Annotated in this window: 15 protein-coding genes and 1 pseudogene; 13 read left to right on the top strand and 3 right to left on the bottom strand. The window is 34.9% G+C overall.

The window, feature by feature from the left end; translation table 11 throughout:
- Positions 1-2: 2 nt before the first annotated feature.
- Together AB5Z12_RS13500 and AB5Z12_RS13495 are read right to left on the bottom strand one after the other, a co-directional pair.
- On the bottom strand, positions 3-761 hold the full coding sequence (locus AB5Z12_RS13500; RefSeq protein WP_173770928.1) for a hypothetical protein: 759 nt from the start codon (positions 759-761) through the stop codon (positions 3-5).
- Positions 737-880 carry a DUF6783 domain-containing protein gene (locus AB5Z12_RS13495; RefSeq protein WP_368356933.1) on the bottom strand — a complete coding sequence of 48 codons (144 nt, stop codon included), beginning with the start codon at positions 878-880 and terminating at the stop codon, positions 737-739. The genes AB5Z12_RS13500 and AB5Z12_RS13495 overlap by 25 nt, the downstream gene beginning before the upstream one ends.
- Positions 881-1,097: 217 nt before the next feature.
- Here AB5Z12_RS13495 and AB5Z12_RS13490 point away from each other — a divergent pair, with 217 nt between their 5' ends.
- Genes AB5Z12_RS13490 through AB5Z12_RS13480 form a run of 3 tightly spaced genes read left to right on the top strand, consistent with a single transcriptional unit; the run spans position 1,098 to position 3,417 of the window.
- Entirely contained in the window at positions 1,098-2,270 is a 1,173-nt protein-coding gene (locus AB5Z12_RS13490) for a glycosyltransferase (RefSeq protein WP_368356934.1), read from the top strand.
- The gene (locus tag AB5Z12_RS13485) at positions 2,258-2,986 is read left to right on the top strand and encodes a glycosyltransferase family 2 protein (RefSeq protein WP_195991162.1); all 729 of its coding nucleotides are present in this window, start codon (positions 2,258-2,260) and stop codon (positions 2,984-2,986) included. Before AB5Z12_RS13490 ends, AB5Z12_RS13485 begins: the two co-directional genes overlap by 13 nt.
- Positions 2,983-3,417, top strand: coding sequence for a DUF2304 domain-containing protein (locus AB5Z12_RS13480; RefSeq protein WP_148462150.1), 435 nt, complete (start codon positions 2,983-2,985; stop codon positions 3,415-3,417). The genes AB5Z12_RS13485 and AB5Z12_RS13480 overlap by 4 nt, the downstream gene beginning before the upstream one ends.
- Before the next feature lie 14 nt (positions 3,418-3,431).
- On the opposite strand, the pseudogene AB5Z12_RS13475 reads toward AB5Z12_RS13480, so the two are convergent.
- Positions 3,432-3,485: pseudogene (locus tag AB5Z12_RS13475) on the bottom strand (DUF6783 domain-containing protein); the annotation flags it as partial.
- Positions 3,486-3,545: 60 nt separating this feature from the next.
- Here AB5Z12_RS13475 and AB5Z12_RS13470 point away from each other — a divergent pair.
- The 10 genes from AB5Z12_RS13470 to AB5Z12_RS13425 all read left to right on the top strand — a co-directional run bounded on the left by AB5Z12_RS13470 (position 3,546) and on the right by AB5Z12_RS13425 (position 18,605).
- Positions 3,546-4,364 (top strand): glycosyltransferase family A protein, encoded by an 819-nt coding sequence (locus AB5Z12_RS13470; RefSeq protein WP_368356935.1) that lies wholly within the window; start codon positions 3,546-3,548, stop codon positions 4,362-4,364.
- Positions 4,365-4,411: 47 nt separating this feature from the next.
- The gene (locus tag AB5Z12_RS13465) at positions 4,412-5,404 is read left to right on the top strand and encodes a glycosyltransferase (RefSeq protein WP_173735001.1); all 993 of its coding nucleotides are present in this window, start codon (positions 4,412-4,414) and stop codon (positions 5,402-5,404) included.
- Positions 5,405-5,576: 172 nt separating this feature from the next.
- Positions 5,577-6,452 (top strand): glycosyltransferase, encoded by an 876-nt coding sequence (locus AB5Z12_RS13460; protein ID WP_173735000.1) that lies wholly within the window; start codon positions 5,577-5,579, stop codon positions 6,450-6,452.
- Positions 6,453-6,564: 112 nt separating this feature from the next.
- Complete coding sequence (locus AB5Z12_RS13455; protein WP_368368675.1) at positions 6,565-7,602, top strand: hypothetical protein; 1,038 nt, start codon at positions 6,565-6,567, stop codon at positions 7,600-7,602.
- A 13-nt stretch (positions 7,603-7,615) separates the two neighbouring features.
- Positions 7,616-8,728 (top strand): non-hydrolyzing UDP-N-acetylglucosamine 2-epimerase, encoded by a 1,113-nt coding sequence (wecB, locus tag AB5Z12_RS13450; RefSeq protein ID WP_173734998.1) that lies wholly within the window; start codon positions 7,616-7,618, stop codon positions 8,726-8,728.
- Complete coding sequence (locus AB5Z12_RS13445) at positions 8,729-9,529, top strand: ABC transporter permease (protein WP_173734997.1); 801 nt, start codon at positions 8,729-8,731, stop codon at positions 9,527-9,529. It begins immediately after the preceding gene.
- Between the two features lie 12 nt (positions 9,530-9,541).
- The gene (locus tag AB5Z12_RS13440) at positions 9,542-10,906 is read left to right on the top strand and encodes an ABC transporter ATP-binding protein (protein WP_173734996.1); all 1,365 of its coding nucleotides are present in this window, start codon (positions 9,542-9,544) and stop codon (positions 10,904-10,906) included.
- 14 nt (positions 10,907-10,920) lie between these two features.
- Positions 10,921-14,262 (top strand): glycosyltransferase, encoded by a 3,342-nt coding sequence (locus AB5Z12_RS13435; protein ID WP_173734995.1) that lies wholly within the window; start codon positions 10,921-10,923, stop codon positions 14,260-14,262.
- Positions 14,263-14,351: 89 nt separating this feature from the next.
- Positions 14,352-16,595, top strand: coding sequence for a YfhO family protein (locus AB5Z12_RS13430; protein ID WP_173734994.1), 2,244 nt, complete (start codon positions 14,352-14,354; stop codon positions 16,593-16,595).
- A 9-nt stretch (positions 16,596-16,604) separates the two neighbouring features.
- Complete coding sequence (locus AB5Z12_RS13425) at positions 16,605-18,605, top strand: LTA synthase family protein (RefSeq protein ID WP_173734993.1); 2,001 nt, start codon at positions 16,605-16,607, stop codon at positions 18,603-18,605.
- Positions 18,606-18,641: the final 36 nt, after the last annotated feature.

The raw sequence follows: 18,641 nt of genomic DNA, 5'->3' as shown, positions 1-18,641 counted from the left end.
GTTTATTCTGCAGGTGCAGCCTCCGTGTCTGTATTTAATGGAGTAAAAGCTGCCAGAATTTCATCTGCTTCTGCTGTGGTATCTGTGGTGTATGATAAAATAATGGAGACAAACTTTCCTCCCTGTTTGCGGGTACAATATTTCTGAAGAATTTCATAGTCATTGACTGCCACACTTGTTTCCATAACACGGAAATCCTGCCCGGCAATCTGTATATCTGTTACGTCCGAATAAGTATAGCCCATCCCGGTAGCATCCAACATCTGCTGTGCAGCCAGAAAATACTGGTCAACAGTCATATTCTCCAAAGAAGCATCCTCGACAACTAAGGAAACATTAGGAAAACCAGAGATGGAAGAAGCCATCATTTCATAAACAGTGCCGGACAAAGCATCCTCTCCAAGTTCCACCCCGGAAGCTTCCTCCAGAGTAGTCTGGCCCTGCTTCATAACAGACTGAAGCTCTTCCTCTGTATTCATGACTACTGTTTCCGGCGGTGTGAATTTCAGATTCAGCCACTCACTCTGAAAATCAGTGTCTGTGATGGTGCCTTTTTCATAAGGGATATCAGAAGTATCGGTTGTCTCCTGTGCAGTGCCGTCAGTGCTGCCCGCTGATGCCTCTTGTTCATTATCTGTATTTGTCATAGCTGCTGCATCAGCTGTCTGTGAGGTCTCCTCCGCCAGTACTGGAACAACAGCACCGGTGCAAAGGGAAAAAGCCAGCACAGCCGGTATTAGTAAGCTCTTTTTTCTTCGCATGAATTCGGTATCCTCCTAAGATTTATAATGCCAGAAAAGTTTGATGCATTCATTGAATAAAGAGGGGGATAAAATATCCCACAAATTGTGACGCACATTTTGCAGAAAGCCTTTTTCAAACATGCTCTGATGTCGTGAAACTATTATAGCAAATTCGAAATTACTTTCCTAGTGATAAAAGGTAGAAAAAAACGTGAAAAAATTGTGAAGGGTTACTGTTCGCTGGTGATTTGCTGTGGGGAGTTGCGTTTCCTATCATATTTCGTTATAATAAAAACCAAAGACTCAAAAACAGATTTTTACCGATTGACAACTTATTATACAAGGAGTTTCTATATGAGCTTTTGGAATACCCTGAAACAGAAATTACGAAGCTTTATTCCGGTAAGCCGCACCTATATGGACAATAAGCTGCGTGAACTGGAAAAAGAGAATAAACGCCAGGAAAAAATCCTCCTGGAGCTTCAGAAAAACAGCCAGTCCATGCTGGAGCTGAAGGAATATGTGTCACAGGAACTGCATCGCCGGGACGACTGGGGAAAACGGGCTGCACAGGTGCAGCGTGAAGCGAAAGAACGCCAGATCTGGGTGATCAAATGTCCTGCTCCTGAGGAAAAAAAGATCCGTTGGGGCGATTATGCGTATGCAGTTGCCTTGAAACGTTACCTGGATCGAATGGGAATGTACACTATAATTGACCTGCACGAAGACTGGGACTGTGAAGTGAACGCAGATGTGGTTCTTGTACTTCGAGGCTGCGAATTTTACCGTCCGGATCGTCGGAACACCAAATGCCTCTACATTATGTGGAATATCAGCCACCCGGAGATGGTTACTCAAGAAGAATACCAGCTCTATGATATTGTATGCGTAGGTTCCCGCCATTATGCCAGGGAGCTTCAGGCGAAGCTTACGGTTCCTGTTTATCCATTGCTTCAGTGTACAGACACTGAGCTTTTTTACCCGGATCAGGCAGCTGAATGCAGCCGTGGAAAAGATTATTTATTTATTGGAAATTCCCGTGGTGTGGCCCGCCCATGTGTATTATGGGCAGCACAGGATAAGCTTCCGCTGAAAATCTGGGGTGCCGGCTGGAAAGCCATGTTAGGCCCAGATAAGACCATGGTACAGGACGTTTTTATCGAAAACAGCCAGATTCCAGCCCTTTACCGAAGTGCCCGCGTCACATTGAATGACCACTGGAAAGACATGTTGGATTACCAGTTTGTGAATAATCGCATTTTCGACGCCCTGGCCTGCGGTCTCCCAGTAATATCTGACTGCTGCGATGAGCTCAGGGAAATCTTTCCGGAAGCAGTGCTGTACTATAGCAATAAAGAAGAATTCCACCAGTGCGTGAAGGAAATTGAGAACAACTATGAAGAAGTGAAAGCAAAAGTCGACGAGCAGTGGCCGGTGATTAAGGAGAAATATTCTTTTGAGACGAGAGCGCGAGAACTGGTGGAGATTGTGGAGAAACACAGAACGGAGAATTCATGGCTTCAATAAAAACAATATCAAAAATTTTGATCATTATACCAGCTTACAATGAAGCTGGATGCATAGAAAAGGTAGTAGACAATCTGGAAAGGAATTATCCTCAATATGATTACGTGGTGATCAATGATGGCTCCACCGATGATACCCGTAAGATATGTGCCCGCCGCGGTTATAATTTCATGGATCTTCCTGTAAACACCGGGCTTTCCGGCGCGATCAAAAGCGGTATGCGCTATGCGAACTATTATGGATATGATTACGTTCTCCAGCTGGACGGCGATGGTCAGCATGATCCAAAGTATATAGAGGATATGATTACGGAGATGGAGCGGACCGGTTGTGACATTGTGATCGGGTCCAGATTTAAAACCCAGCGGAAGCCTGTTAATTCCAGAATGATTGGAAGTCAGCTGCTTACCTACGCCATCATGATAACCACAGGCGGGAAATATATTGGAGATGTAACTTCCGGAATGCGCCTTTTTAATAAGCGCATGATCAAACGCTTTGGCTACGATATCAATTACAGTCCGGAACCGGATACCCTGGCATACCTTTTGAATTGCGGGGTAAAGATTGAAGAAGTGCAGGTAGAAATGCACGAGCGAATTGCCGGAACCAGCTACCTGGATTTTAAAAATTCCATTTGGTATATGATGAAAATGTTCTTTTCTATTTTTATTTTTCAATGGGTGCGTAAACGAGAGAAAGGAGACAAAAAATGAGCGACACGCTGAAAGGTTTACTTATTATTGCCTCTGTTCTGACTGTTGGATGGATTCTTCGAAAAATCCGAAAAAATAAAGTCAAAATGGAGGACGCTATTTTCTGGATTTTTTTTGCAGCCATTTTACTTTTGCTGGCAATCTTTCCGGAAATTTCCTATGAATTGTGTCGTATATTCGGAATTATGTCACCAAGTAATCTGGTGTTTCTGGTGATCATTTTCCTGCTGGTGGAAAAAATATTTACCTTATCTATTATTGTATCTCAGCTGGAAGACAAGATTGGAGTGTTATCTGCAGAAGTTGCGCTTCGTTCCAAGGCTGAGAATAAGAAGATTGATAAAGTAGATGAGAAAGAGACGTTATTGGAACGGGAAGAAGTAGAAAAGCAGGAGATAGAGGCTGAAATTGGTATTGGAGAGGGAAGATGACCAATGGTTTCCTTGAAAATCATTCCAGCAATCTGTACTCCCAACTTTTGGGGATATTTTGCAGAAAGCCTTTTTCAAACATGTTCTGGAATGAATATATCTAAAAGTTTATAGAGAAAATGAAAAATATGGGATTAAAGAATTTTGATAATAGTGATAAAATAAATCTTCATACATTTGCGGTATGCGCGTACGGTGAGAGTCCGTATTTGGAAGAATGTGTACAGTCTCTTCTGGCGCAGAAGGTCAGAACCAGAATTCTGATCGCGACTTCAACTCCCAATTCATATATATATGGAATTGGTGAGAAGTATGGAATACCTGTTCATATAAACCACGGTGAAAAAGGTCTTGCCGGAGACTGGAATTTTGCCTATAGCTGTGCAACAACACCGCTTGTAACCCTCGCTCATCAGGATGACAGATATTATGTAAACTACACGGAGGATGTACTGGCAGCTGCGAAGAAATGTCGTCATCCTCTTATTATTTTTACAGACTACAATGAACTTCGAAATGGAAAAACAGTGACAACTAACCGGCTTCTTAAGGTAAAACGCCTGCTTCTGACTCCTCTGAAACTGACAGTCTTTTGGAAAAACCGCTTTGTTCGGAGGAGAATTCTCTCTATAGGATCGGCTATCTGTTGCCCTGCAGTCACCCTTGTAAAAGAAAATCTGGACAGTTTTTCCTTTAAAAATAACATGAAAAGCAACATTGACTGGCAGGCATGGGAGGAACTTTCCAGGCGGATCGGCGAATTCGCCTATACTGCCCGCCCGGGAATGGAACACCGCATTCATCAGGGATCTACCACCTCAGAGCTGATCGAAGAGAATGGCCGAAGAGAAGAAGACCTCTATATGTTTCGTAAATTCTGGCCGGAGTGGGTGGCGAGAGGAATTGAGAGACTTTATCAGAGCAGTGAGAAGTCGAATGGGGTGTGAGGAGTCAGAAGTTCAACTGTGTATAGCATAACTGCAAGGAGAAAGCCATGCCTGAAGTATCAATTATCATTCCTGTTTATAACAATGAAAAGTATATAGAAAAATGTATCCATTCTGTTCTGAACCAAACCTTTGGAGAATTGGAAATAATTGCGGTTAATGATGGAAGTACAGATGAAAGCGGGAAAATTCTGAAAAACCTGGAGAGAGAAGATGTCCGGATTATTTTGTTAGAACAAAATAATCAAGGCGTAGCTGCTGCAAGAAATCTTGGAGTAAAAAAATCTACAGGAAAATATATTACATTTGTTGATGGCGACGACTATCTGAAAAATGATTATATTGAAAAAATGTATGATCTGGCGGAAAAAGAAAGCCTGGATATGGTGATCAGTGGTCTGACATATGTGGATGAAAGTGGAAAAGAACTGAACAAAATCATTCCAGGTGTGTATAAGCGTCTGGAAAACGAAGAATGGACTTTTCGGATTTCTGCCGTATGTTCTCATTTGTACCGGAGAGAGTTGTGGACGAAATACGATGTAAAATTTCAAAGCGGTGAACGAGGCGAAGATATGCCGATTTCTCTGTTTTTCAGTGCGGTATGTCCGCGAATCAATACCATACAGGAATGTGGATATTATTATGTACAGCATGCTTCTTCCGCAATACATAATTTTAAAGGTCTGGAAAAGTATTCCTTACCCTATAAAGGATTGAATCATACACTTGCTAAGGTGCAGAAAATAGGAATAGTGAATAGTCCGGAATTTTTTGAATTATTTGCATTGAGAATATTTTCTACCTGCCTGTTCCAGCTGGCACCAGGTGCGAGTAAGGTCAAAACAAGAGAACTATGCAATTATATTGAAAACACAGTAAATCGCTATTTTCCTCACTATTGGAGAAACAGCAAAGCTAGGCTGACGGTCAAAGCAGACATTCCATTTAGTCAGAAAGTAGCAGTAAGGGTACTGATGATTTTAATGAAAACCCGACTTCTTCACCCTTTCGGCTGGTTAATCAGCAATAAAAAATAAGCAACTGTTTGGTACTTTCGCAGTTACACGTTTCGAGATGTACAGTAATTATGCCTTGCCTGATTTCACACCGAGTTTCCCGGGGGTTCTAGGAACTATGTTCACAAACAAAGCCTCTCGGAATAGTTACCCTAAATAATTAAAATATTATCACATGTGAATAGGAAGATAAATGGACTATATAAGCTTCGTAATTTTACACTATAAAGATATCAAAGTGACAGACACCTGCGTACAATCAATTTTGGCAATGGAACAGCAGGAACGAATTCGAATTGTGATTGTGGACAATGACATTCAGAAATCGGAAAAAGACAGAAAAGAACTTTCCCTGAAATATCAGGAAAATTCCCAGATCAAGATTTTGCAGATAAAAGAAAACGGTGGATTTTCCTATGCAAACAACCAGGGCTATCAATATGCAAAAGAACATTTTGGAAATGGATACATTATTGTGCTGAATAATGACATTGAGTTTACACAAAAAAATTTTGTCAGTATATTGGAAGAAAGCTATCACAGTCATCCATGTCATATTATTGGTCCAGATGTGATCCGTCAGGGAACCGGCGAGCATCAGAATCCTATGGATACAAGGCTTCGTACCAAAGAAGAAGCCTGTTATACTATAAAAATGAATCGTCTGGCTCTACGCTTTTACCCGCTTTTGTATCCTGCGGTTTATTACATGCTTCAAAAAGCAGAAAAATCTAAACTGAAAAACAAAGAAAAACAGGCTGCTCTCAGTCACCAGCTTCAGACTGACGTTATCCCATTTGGCGCCTGTCTGATTTTTACACCATTATTTGCAGAAAAAGAAGAAAAAGCATTTGACCCGGAAACACAGTTTTTCTACGAAGAATATATACTTGCACTGCGCTGCAGGCGAAAAAATTACAAAATTGTATACGATCCATCAATGACCGTATACCACGAAAGCGGCGCCGCCACGAAAAAGAGTTATAGTACAGAGAAGAAACGAATCAGGTTTATGTTGGAGAAAACGGCGGCGGCTTGTGAGGTTTATTTGGAGATGTTGGGAGAATGAAGCAAAATCTTGTCTTTTATAGATGAATATGATAAACTTACTACGAAATTGGCTTGATGGCTAAGCTTGATATATTAACTGGGAAATATTGATGAAAAAAATATTGTATTTAATGGGAATAGACTGGTATTGGATAAAGCAAAGACCACAGATCATTGCAGAAATGCTGAATAAAGATTATGATGTAACTGTAGCTTATTATAAAGAACTGTTTGTGAAACAGTCTTTGAGAAAAAATAATGATGAATTAGAAAAGAGTATATCAATTTCTGCAATCCCATATCGTGATAAGAATAAAATTGCCTATGCTATTCAGAAGCTTTTGTTTCATAGAATAATGAAAAATGTGAAGCAATTTGATATAGTTTGGATTAGTCACCCTTTATTGTATAGGTATCTTCCTCCAAATTATGATGGTAAAGTGATTTATGACTGCATGGATAATCATGAAGCATTATGCAATGATAAGGAAATATGCAAAACAATAAAAAAAACAGAACAACAACTGGTGAAACGTGCAGATATAGTATTTGCCAGCAGCACAGGCCTCTTAAAAAAGGTGCAGAACCTGGGAGGTCAGACAAAAAGTATATTGATCAGGAATGGTTTTATTGCAGATCATATATATCCGCCGGAACCAGTCCGTCATGAAGATAAAGCGAAATATAAAATCGGATACTTTGGAACAATTGCTGAATGGTTTGATTTTGATTTGCTTTTGAAAAGTTTAGATAATTATCCAAATTTGGAATACTACTTGTGGGGACCCATATCCAATACTGAGGTGCCAAAACACCAGCGCATACATTGGAAAGGGGTGATTGAGCATAACAAGCTTTGGGAAAATGTTAAAGAAATGGATGCACTTATAATGCCCTTTAAGGTGAATGATATTATAAGGGACGTGGATCCGGTTAAGCTTTATGAGTATATCAGCATGGGAAAAAAAGTTATTTCAGTAAAATATCCTGAAGTTAGTGGATTTAGTACATTTACACATTTTTACAAAAATGAAAAAGAATTTTATACTTGTATAGATGAAGTAATGAAAATAACGGATGATACGGATTATAAGCTAAATGAACAACTGGAATTTTTAAAAGAAAACAGTTGGGATATTCGATATAATAAAATTAAACAATATATATAAGAGAGGAAAAAAGATGAAAGTAATGAGTGTGTTTGGAACACGTCCGGAAGCAATTAAGATGTGTCCATTAGTTAAGGTTCTGGAAGCGACAGAAGGAATTGAAAGCGTAGTTTGCCTAACCGGTCAGCATAAAGAGATGCTGCAGCAGGTAATTGATATTTTTGGAACAAAGGTAAAGTACAATCTTAATATTATGAAACCAAGACAGACACTGACTACTATTACAAGTAGTATTTTGGAAAAGATAGAGCCGGTATTAATTGAAGAAAAGCCTGATATCGTTTTGGTACATGGTGATACAACTACATCATTTGTTGTTGCATTAGCGGCATTTTATCAGCAGATTCCAGTTGGTCATGTAGAAGCTGGACTCAGAACTTATGATAAATATTCTCCGTTCCCAGAGGAAATGAACAGATGTTTAACAGGTCGTATTGCCGAACTTCATTTTGCTCCGACTGAAAATAATAAAAATAATCTGTTGCGTGAGGGCATTAATAAAAATATTTTTGTTACAGGAAATACAGTAATTGATGCGTTCCAGACAACAGTAAAAGAAGATTACAAATTTAAAGAAAAAGCACTTGAAAATGTGGATTTGAAAAATAAAAAATGTATTTTGATGACTGCACACAGAAGAGAAAATTTAGGACAACCTCTAGAGAATATTTGCAATGCAGTAAAACGCATTGTTGAAAAATATGAGGATATTGAAGTTGTATATCCGGTGCATCTTAATCCTGCGGTACAGGAAGTTGCACATCGTGTGCTTGATGGGGTAGACAGAGTTCATTTGGTAGCACCTTTGGATGTAGAGGATATGCATAATATTATGGATCGCAGTTTCCTGGTAATGACTGACTCAGGCGGACTTCAGGAAGAGGCTCCAGCTTGTGGAGTTCCCGTGCTTGTACTTAGAACGGAAACTGAGCGCCCAGAAGCAGTTCAGGCTGGAACTGTAAAAGTAGTGGGTGTAGATGAAGAGGTTATTTTTAATGAGGCAGTAAATCTGATTGATAACAAATCTGAATATGAAAAAATGGCGCATGCAGTAAATCCTTATGGGGATGGACATGCGAGTGAGAGAATTGCTACATATATAGAGAATTGGTTTAAAGGTGAATAAATGAAAGATACAATACAGATTTTGAAAGATATATGGAAAGATAGATTATTGCTTTTTTCATTATCTACTAAGGATTTTCAAAGAAAGTATTCAGGTACTTTCTTTGGGATTTTTTGGGCTATTGCACAGCCGTTGCTCACAATAATTGTATATTGGGTAGCATTTCAATATGGATTTAAAAGTCCCGATGTAGATGCAATCCCATATGCTGTTTGGTTTATTTGCGGTATCGTTCCGTGGCTTTATGTAACGGAAAGTTTTAGTTCTGCAAGCAATTGTTTTATAGAATATAATTACCTGATAAAAAAAGTAAAATTTAATGTAGTAATTTTACCATTAGTGAAAATCTTATCAGCTTTTTACATTCACATATTCTTTTGTCTCATTGCTGTTGGGGTTGCAGTGGGACTTAAAGTATGGCCAACTGTTTATATTATTCAGTTGTTATATTATATGGTAGCTAATATAATATTACTGTTTGCGCTTTCTCTTATTACTTCATCAATTGTTGTTTTTTTTAGAGATCTGAATCAGATTATATCTGTTATTTTGTTAATTGGAATGTGGGGAACTCCTATTGCGTGGACTTTAGCTGGTTTTCCCGAAGCAATTCACAAATATTTTAAACTAAATCCATTCTTTTATATAATTGAAGGATATAGAGATGCTATTTTGGGCAGGCAGTGGTTTTGGGAACATCCACATTTAACCTTATATTTTTGGGTGTTTGTAATAATTTTACTTGTTATTGGTGGCCGTATTTATGTGAAATTGAGACCACATTTTGCAGATACAGTATAAAGGAAGAATGAAATGAGTCAGGAAGCGGAAAATAAAATTGTTGTAAAGAATTTATCTAAGACTTTTGATATGTATAATTCTCCAATGGATAAATTGAAAGAAGCGCTTAGTCCCAGGGGAAAAATAAGACACACAGAGTTTCACGCATTAACTGATTTAAGTTTTAATGTAAAAAAAGGAGAGATTTTGGGCATTATGGGAAGAAATGGTGCCGGAAAATCTACCTTGTTAAAAATAATTACGGGAATATTGGAACCGACTAGTGGAAGTGTGGAGGTGAGTGGCAGGATATCTTCGCTGCTGGAACTGGGGACAGGTTTCAATATGGAATATACAGGTATTGAAAATATTTATTTTTATGGTACTCTTATGGGATTTACCAAGAAACAAATGGATAAGAAACTGGATGATATTATAAAGTTTGCAGAAATAGGAGATTATATAGATCAAGTTGTGAAAACATATTCAAGTGGTATGTTTGCACGGCTTGCTTTTTCATGTGCAATAAATGTTGAACCTGAGATATTGATTGTCGATGAGATTTTAAGTGTAGGTGATATGAGATTTCAGGCAAAATGTTTTAATAAATTTAAAGAATTTAAAGAACAAGGTGTAACGATTTTGTATGTGGGACATGATGTTGGTATGATGCGTACATTTTGTGACCGATGCATGTGGATTAATAATGGAAAATTAGTAGCAGAGGGGGATCCTACATTTATAACGGCTCAGTTTACGGAATTTATGTATTTGGATGATACGTCGGATTTTACATTGTACCAGAAGTTTTCTGAGGAGAAATCAGCCGAACTGGATGAAAAAAATAATGCTGAAGTAATTGATGATACCCAAAAAGAAGATGGAAAAAAAGAAGAAGTTATTTGTACTGAAGAAGTTGCTGTAAAGCCTGTAATATCTGAAAAAAGTAAGTTCTCAGATTGTCTTGCGCATTGGGGAACAAATGTGGGAATGGTTACTTCAATTAGAATGCTTGGAGAAGATGGAAAAGAAAAAAATCATTTTGATCCATATGAAAAAATTAAGATACAAGTAGAATTTGAAGATAACTTTGAATTGGACTATGAGTCTTTTTCTGTAGCAGTTTCTATAAAAAATAAAGAGGGAACAGATTTATGCGTAAAAACTACATATGATGAAGATGTTTTCCTTAAAAAACAAAAAAAACACTGTATTACTTTCGAATTTAAAACAATGTTGGCAAAAGGGGAATATTACTTAGTGGTGGCATTGGAAAATAGAGAAAATATGAATCCGACATATTACGAATATATAGAAGGCGCAAAGTTTTTTAAAGTATTTTCTGATAAAAAGATTTTTGGTATATATGATGTTGATGCGAAAATAACGATTCAGTAATTAATGGAGGAAGTATGAATATTAATTCAAAAGAGTATTGGGATGAAAGATTTGATACTAATTGGTTAGATTACGCTGGAGACAAACAGACTTTATTTTTTGCAGAACTGTTATGTGGAATGTTGCCACAGAGTCTGGTGAATGAAATTCGTGAAAAAGAATATTCTGTGTGTGATATGGGTTGCGCATTAGGGGAAGCTGTACCAGTTTTCTGTCGGAAATTTGCTGTAGATGTGGATGGCATGGATTTTTCAGAAGAGGCTGTAAAAAAAGCAGCAGAAACATATCCTGAGCATAAATTTTGGGTTGGTGATTTGACAAAATTAAACGCTGAGAAAACATATGATGTAATTATCTGTTCTAATGTATTGGAACATTTTGTGAATCCATGGAAGATTGCAAAAAATCTTTCTGAAGTTTCAAATAAATATATGATTCTAATGTTTCCATACAAAGAAACGTTGAAAATTGATGAGCATATGTATCATTTTTCAGAGCAGGTTATACCAATGAAGATTAATGATTTTTCATTAGTATATGTTAATACTATTGATGGAAAAGCTTTCAAAAATTCTTACTATCCGGATCAGCAGGTACTGCTTGTATATAAGAAAAAATGTGAAAATATGGTACTGCTTTCGGATGTAACAGAAGGTAGTGTTGGAGCTCAGAAAAGAAAAGATGATGAAGAGTGGTTGTCAAGACTGGATATATTAAAGGAAGAATTAAATGCGTCTAATGCAGCGCTTAGAGAACAAATAGCGGGGAAAGATAAAGATATAGAAATTCTGAATGCTGCTATTCATGAAAAAGATTTGGTTTTACAAGAAGAAAAACAGAAATATGAAAATGAAAAAGCGCAGTTAGAAGCTGAAAAAGTGCAGTTGGAAGATGAAAAGTTACAGCTAGAAGCTGAGATAGAAACCGAAAAAGCACAATTTATTACGAGAATTTGTGATTTAGAAAAAGAAGTCGAAGAGCATAAAAATGTCATAAAGCAGACAGAAGATTTTAAAGCTCAAAATAGTGGGAATTTGAATGAGATTGATCGATTGAATAATATTATTCTTCAGAAGGATAATACCATCCTTCAAGCCCGTTCTTTATGTTTGAATATAAATTCCAAGACATCTTACAAATTATTATGTGCTTTTGCACGCTTTGTTAAACAGTTTTTATGTGGTTCTCTCGCAGAAAAAAAGAAGTTTCTTGGAATTTGTAAACGATGTATTACAAGAGAAAGCAGTGAATTTTCAAAGAATGACGGATACAATATGGTATTAAATATTGTTAATGTGTTGGATTCTGTGAATGAAATTGCAATTCCTAGTCAGGCAGTAGAAAAAATTCAGGATAATCAGAATAGTATATTGAGTACGGGAGCTACTTTTAATCAGATTAATCCTAATCAGATTAATTCAATTACAGAAAAATGTTTGGAGCAAACTTATAATAAATCGGATATAATTATTTTTTCTGTAATTAATTATGAATTCAGATATCAGCGTCCACAGCATTTTGCAGCTAGATTTGCAGAAAATGGTCATCGTGTTTTTTACATAAACGCCAATTTTGTAAGTAAGGATAGTATAAAAAGTGTTTCAAATAATTTATATGCAGTAGATTTCCATAATGAAAATTGTAATGCTATTTATTATGCACCGGATTGTGTCGATTTTGACCAATGGTTTAGAGAAAAAATGGACAATTTGGTTAATTTATATGCAATCAGCGATGCTGTTATAGTTTTAGACTATCCTAATTGGGTTAATGGGGCGGAATATCTGCGAAAGACCTATGGATTTAAAATTACAGTAGACTATATGGATGATTTTACTGGATTTTTGGGAACTACAACAAATGCGTTGAAAGATAATTGTATTCATATGCTGAAAACCAGTGATATGGTTGTCGCAAGTTCAAATTTCTTACGTGATATCGCGACAAAATATGCAAAGAAAATTAATACTGTAAGAAATGGAACGGAAGTAGATCATTTCTATAAAGCATTTGAGATGGAAAATCATAAACAGAGACCTGTTATTGGATATTATGGTGCTGTTTCACATTGGTTTGCGTGGGAAAAAGTATGCTATATTGCTCAAAATATGCCAGAAGCAGATATTGTTATTATTGGTGAGGTAACAGAACATAGGGATAAACTGGAAAAATATAAGAATATTAAATTATTAGGGGAAATGAAATATGAAGATTTACCTAAACACTTAGCGTACTTTGATGTTTGTTTGATCCCCTTTGATACTTCGACTGATTTGATTAAGGCAACAAATCCTGTAAAATTTTATGAGTATTTAAGTGCTGGAAAGAGAATTGTTGCGACGGAAATTCCGGAATTAGAGCCCTTCAGAGATGAATATGTTTATATGTCAAATGACGACCAGAAGTTTCTTGAATATGTTAAAATGTGTTTATCTCATGAGGATAATCTGAAAAGTAAAGAAGAATGTATTGCTTTTGCTCGTGAAAATGATTGGCAAAAGAGATATGAGAAATTTGCAGAAGCGTGTCAGGAGGCAGTTCCGAAGGTAAGTATTGTTGTTTTGACTTACAATAATCTGGAACTTAATAAATATTGTATTGACAGCATTTTGAATAAAACGGCATATCCAAATTATGAACTATTGATTTTAGATAATTGTTCAACGGATGGAACAGTGGAATATTTAAAAGAATTAGATAAAAAGCAAGATCCAAGAGTAAAAATTATTATCAATGAGAAAAATAGTGGTTTTGCAGGCGGTAATAATATTGCAATTGATCAAGCAACTGGTGATTTTATAATGCTTTTAAATAATGATACGGTTGTTACACGCGGTTGGCTGACAAATGTAGTTAAGCACATGAGCAATGATCCAAAATGTGGAATGTGCGGTTCAGTAACAAACTCCATTGGAAATGAAGCTATGATAGGTGTTAATTATAAAAATATAAGAGAACTGGACAGTTTTGCGTACCAATATACTAGAATGCATAATAACGAATTGTATACAGAGGTAGACCGTTTGGCAATGTTTTGTACATTGATACGTAAAGAAATTATGAATCAGCATGGAAAGCTGGATGAAAATTATCAGGTTGGAATGTTCGAAGATGACGATTATGCTCAGGTAGTAGAAAAAGCTGGATACAAATTATTGATTGCTGAAGATGTATTTGTGCATCATGTGAATAATGCTTCTTTTAAAAAACTTCAATCCGAAGAATATAAAAAGATATTCGAAAAAAATAAGGAATATTTTGAAAAGAAATGGTCCGTTAAATGGAAAATGCCTAAATACAGAAATGGTGTAACGGCAGTGGTTAATGATGGAATGATGAAAATGCCAGTTAAATAAAAAATGTAATACTGTAGAAATTCTGCTGTTGAAAAACAGCAGAATTTCTACAGTATGTAAGTGCTTAGAAAGATTTTTATGGAGGAATAATGTGGCTTTTGCCATATAATGAGGGTATGAATAAAAAGTGTGTAAAAGTTGGAGGATGTTGCGCAGTCCTTTTTTTGGTTATAATACTTCCTGCATTAGTGATTGGAAAAGGAAGATTATTTATGAATGCGGATTTCAATTCGCAGCAAATTCCTTTTAATATTTTATGTAATAAGGCAATAAAAAATGGAGAATATTTTTGGAATTGGAATACAGATTTAGGAAGTAATTTTATTGCATCGTATTCTTTTTACAATATTGGAAGTCCTTTTTTCTGGATAATGCTATTGGTTCCGTCGAAGTATGTGGTTTATGCGATGGGTCCTTTATTAGTCCTTAAATTCATGGTTTCTGGTTGTTCTTCATATTTATATTTGAGTCAATATGTTAAAAATGGATATTTAGCGGCTATTGGTGCTGTGCTATATACTTTTTCAGGCTTTACATTTAGTAATTTATTCTATAATCATTTTATGGATGTAATAGCACTTTTTCCGCTTTTGCTATTGGCATTAGATCAAAATGTAAAAAATGGAAAAAAAAATTATTTTTCTATTATGGTGGCATTAATGGCAATGACAAACTATGTGTTCTTTGTTATGGAAGTTGTTTTTATAATTTTGTACTTTATATGCCAGGTGAGTGCAGGTGAATACAAAATAACATTAAAGAAATTTCTCAATTTAGCTATTGAATCTGTTTTAGGATTTTGCGCAAGTTGTATTATTGTGCTTCCTTCAGTTCTGGATCTTGTTGGAAATCCGCGCTCAATAGTTCATTTTTCAAATTATCGTGACATGTTGATTTATGCATTAAATCAGTATGTATTAATTATTAAAGCTGCATTTTTGCCATCAGATTTACAAAATGGAGCAGCATTATTTGAAAATCGTTACTCGTGTACAGAGTTATATTTACCAATGGTTGGAATGATTTTTGTAATTAGTTTTATTATTCATTGTAATAAAAAGAAAAATTTTATTTTCAACATGTTAATAGCCTGTATTTGCTTTTCCTTTGTTCCAGTTTTAAATAGTTCATTTCAGTTGTTTAATCAAGCGTACTATACAAGATGGTTTTTTATGTTTGTATTAGTTTTATCCTTGGCAAGTATAAAAGCGATAGAAAATAACTATGAAATAAAAACTGGTGCTATAATAAGCTGTATAATTATTTGTAGTTTATCAATTTATTTATATAAAGGAGACTATATAAATAATAATTTTTATATATGGATTTGGGTTAGTTCTTTATTGGGGATTGTTTTTACAGTTTTATTGGGAAAGAAAAAAGCTGAGAATACTTCTGTAAAAATGTTTATTGGAATTATATTTTTCGTACTTTTGAGTGGTGCAGGCCACTATTACAATACGTTTGACTATAATAACATTGATAGTTATTTTAATGATTTTATTGGGGAAAATAATGAAAATAGTCCAGATGATAAAGAGTTTTATAGAACCGAAAATAAAAATCAGTGGAATTCATCTATGGTATCTGATAATAAAGATATAATTTGTTGGAATAGTACGGTAAGCTCTTCTATTTTCTCATTTTATGAGAATGTTGGTGCCGGAAGATATGTTACTTCTTCACCAGATGATTCTTTATATGGTTTACGTGCATTATTGTCAGTGAAATATATTTATAATAAGGATAATGAGTGGTTAAATACTAAATTATATTCTTCGGATAATGTAAATACAATTTATGAAAATGTTGATTTCTTACCGATGGGATTTGGATATGATAATTATATATCTGAGTCAGAATATCAGGCTTTGCCAGTGGAAAACAGACATTTGGTATTGCTTAAAGCTCTTGTTTTAAGTGATGAGGACGTTCAAAAATATAATTCTCTTTTAAAAAAATTAGACAGTAGTGAGTTGGAGAACTTAAACTATGAATCATTTAAGCAGGATATCAATGAACGAAGAAAAGTCGTTTGTAATAATTTTCAACAGAAAAAAAATGGGTTTTCTGCTGAAATTGATTTAAAATCCGAAAAGATAATCTTTTTTAGTGTACCATATGAAAAAGGTTGGACTGCAACTATTAATGGTGAAAAAGCAGAGATACTAAAAGTAGATGATGGATTAATGGCAATTAAATGCCCAAAGGGACCAAACAACATACAATTTAATTATGTACCACAAGGTTTTGTGATTGGGGCAATGATATCAGTAGTAGCAGTGTTATTAATTGGATGCGGTGTATTATTAGCTCAAAAGGCGAAAAGGTAGAAGTAATGTATGGAAAAAGAAAGAGGATTTAATTTTAGTAGAATCTCAAAGAAAAAAATATTTAATATAATTTTTTTTATACTTTTTATAATGCTTGATTTTAAGATTATAATGAATATAAATATGGAAAGTATCAATTTAAAACAAGCATTTATAATATTGTTTGAGAATGTGCTTGCACTAGTAGTATTGTTAAGAAACGAAAACGCTGATAAGAAAAATACATTTATTATAAGAATCATAAATGTTTTCTCAGTATTTGCAAGCCCTTTTGGGGCTATGGTATTGGGGCAATTAATTGTAGGCGATGGAACATGGGGGCTTTATCCAGAATATATATGTATAAACCTTATTTTGTATATGTGTGTGTACATAATTTTATTTATGATTATAAAAAAGGCGCATATTACAATTTGTTTATATTTTATGTTGGTAAGTGTTTTAGCGCTTACGAATTATTTTGTGAATATGTTTCGTGGTACGGCGTTTGTTTTAATGGATATAAATAGTGTAGGAACTGCACTTGAAGTGGTTGGAAATTATAGGTTTGAAATATCTACTGCTATATGTTTATGTTTATTTGCTACGTTGATATTTTTATTATATCAAATTGATTTTCAAACATTAGATGTAACGTTATTAGGAATTAATTCTGGATGGCTGCGGTGCGTAATTGTTTTAGGAATTGTAATAGGACTATATTGTGGAAAAAATTTTTTTGAAGCAGAAGATTTATATATGTGGGCTATCAATGGAGAATATATAAATAAAGGATATTTATATAAACTATTAAATGAATTTAAATATTTGGAAGTTCAAAAACCAGAAGGCTATTCGATTGAAAAAGTAGATGAAAGTATTTCAGAACTGGTTGGAGACAAGAACATTGGAACTAAAAATATGTTAACTACTCCAAAGAATTTAATTGTCATTATGAATGAAAGTTTAGCTGATTTTGGGGAATTTAGTAATTATATTGCTTCTGAAGACGTTTTATCCTATATTCATAGCTTAAATGGAAATGCAAGGAAAGGATTTTTATATGTTCCATCTTTTGGTGGTGGAACTTCTGATACAGAATATGAAGTGCTGACAGGAAACAGCAAAGAATTTATGCCAGTAGGTAGTAATGCATATCAATTATATTGTAAAAGATTGCAGTATGGATTGGCAAATACATTGAAAGAACAAAACTATACTACTATAGCAATACACCCTTATTATGCTAATGGATGGAACCGTCCACAAGTATATTCCAAAATGCAATTTGATGAGTTTATAACATTAGAAAATTGGGGAGAAGAGATAAATAATATTCGTGAATATGCAAGCGATAGATCCGCTTATAATAAGATAAAGCACATAGTTGAAAATAAAGATGATGAAAATCTATTTATTTTTTGTGTTACAATGCAAAACCATGGTGGATATGATGAAAATTCTGCCAATGGTTTTAAAACGAGTGTTTCATTATCTTACTCAGCAGAATATCCAATGGCAGAAACTTATTTATCTTTAGAAAAAGAATCTGATGCGGCATTTAAAGAATTAGTAGAATATTTTGAAAGTGTAGATGAACCGACAATGCTTGTTATGTATGGGGATCATTGGCCAAGTCTTGAGGAAGGATTTTTTTGGGCACTTTTTGAAAAAGATGTTAATACTTTAAACTGGAAGGAAGTACAGCAGGAACATCGTACGCCATATATAATATGGACAAATTATACTTTGGATTCAGAAAATGAAGATATGAGTTCAAATTATTTTGGAAGTTACATTTTAGAGCAAGCGGGATTGGAATTGACAGAATATAATAGAGCATTATTAAGTATGAAGGAAAAAATTCCGATTATAGGTACTGGTGCAATATGCGATAGTATGGGAAAATGGTATAAAATGGATGAACTTCCAAAAGAATATGAAGAACTAGTTAATTGCTATAAAATAGTACAATATAATAATGTTTTTGATAGAAAAAATCGAGTGGATTCTGTTTTTGATTTGAATTAATGTAATAGAATTGAAGAAAAACAATAGGAGGCCTTG

Origin of the sequence: Ruminococcus sp. RTP21358st1_G6_RTP21358_211008 (assembly GCF_040908885.1) — a bacterium.
Taxonomy (GTDB): domain Bacteria; phylum Bacillota; class Clostridia; order Lachnospirales; family Lachnospiraceae; genus Blautia_A; species Blautia_A faecis.
The sequence above is the reverse complement of the archived record's forward strand: the minus strand, read 5'-3'. Positions and strand labels throughout refer to the sequence as shown.

What these genes read in the sequence shown, in the direction of transcription:
- AB5Z12_RS13425 (WP_173734993.1), top strand. Translation starts at nt 16,605, where the DNA reads ATGGAAAAAGAAAGAGGATTTAATTTTAGTAGAATCTCAAAGAAAAAA.
- AB5Z12_RS13470 (WP_368356935.1), top strand. Translation starts at nt 3,546, where the DNA reads ATGGGATTAAAGAATTTTGATAATAGTGATAAAATAAATCTTCATACA.
- AB5Z12_RS13460 (WP_173735000.1), top strand. Translation starts at nt 5,577, where the DNA reads ATGGACTATATAAGCTTCGTAATTTTACACTATAAAGATATCAAAGTG.
- AB5Z12_RS13440 (WP_173734996.1), top strand. Translation starts at nt 9,542, where the DNA reads ATGAGTCAGGAAGCGGAAAATAAAATTGTTGTAAAGAATTTATCTAAG.
- AB5Z12_RS13485 (WP_195991162.1), top strand. Translation starts at nt 2,258, where the DNA reads ATGGCTTCAATAAAAACAATATCAAAAATTTTGATCATTATACCAGCT.
- AB5Z12_RS13500 (WP_173770928.1), bottom strand. Translation starts at nt 761, where the DNA reads ATGCGAAGAAAAAAGAGCTTACTAATACCGGCTGTGCTGGCTTTTTCC.
- AB5Z12_RS13465 (WP_173735001.1), top strand. Translation starts at nt 4,412, where the DNA reads ATGCCTGAAGTATCAATTATCATTCCTGTTTATAACAATGAAAAGTAT.
- wecB (WP_173734998.1), top strand. Translation starts at nt 7,616, where the DNA reads ATGAAAGTAATGAGTGTGTTTGGAACACGTCCGGAAGCAATTAAGATG.
- AB5Z12_RS13480 (WP_148462150.1), top strand. Translation starts at nt 2,983, where the DNA reads ATGAGCGACACGCTGAAAGGTTTACTTATTATTGCCTCTGTTCTGACT.
- AB5Z12_RS13430 (WP_173734994.1), top strand. Translation starts at nt 14,352, where the DNA reads ATGTGGCTTTTGCCATATAATGAGGGTATGAATAAAAAGTGTGTAAAA.
- AB5Z12_RS13490 (WP_368356934.1), top strand. Translation starts at nt 1,098, where the DNA reads ATGAGCTTTTGGAATACCCTGAAACAGAAATTACGAAGCTTTATTCCG.
- AB5Z12_RS13445 (WP_173734997.1), top strand. Translation starts at nt 8,729, where the DNA reads ATGAAAGATACAATACAGATTTTGAAAGATATATGGAAAGATAGATTA.
- AB5Z12_RS13455 (WP_368368675.1), top strand. Translation starts at nt 6,565, where the DNA reads ATGGGAATAGACTGGTATTGGATAAAGCAAAGACCACAGATCATTGCA.
- AB5Z12_RS13435 (WP_173734995.1), top strand. Translation starts at nt 10,921, where the DNA reads ATGAATATTAATTCAAAAGAGTATTGGGATGAAAGATTTGATACTAAT.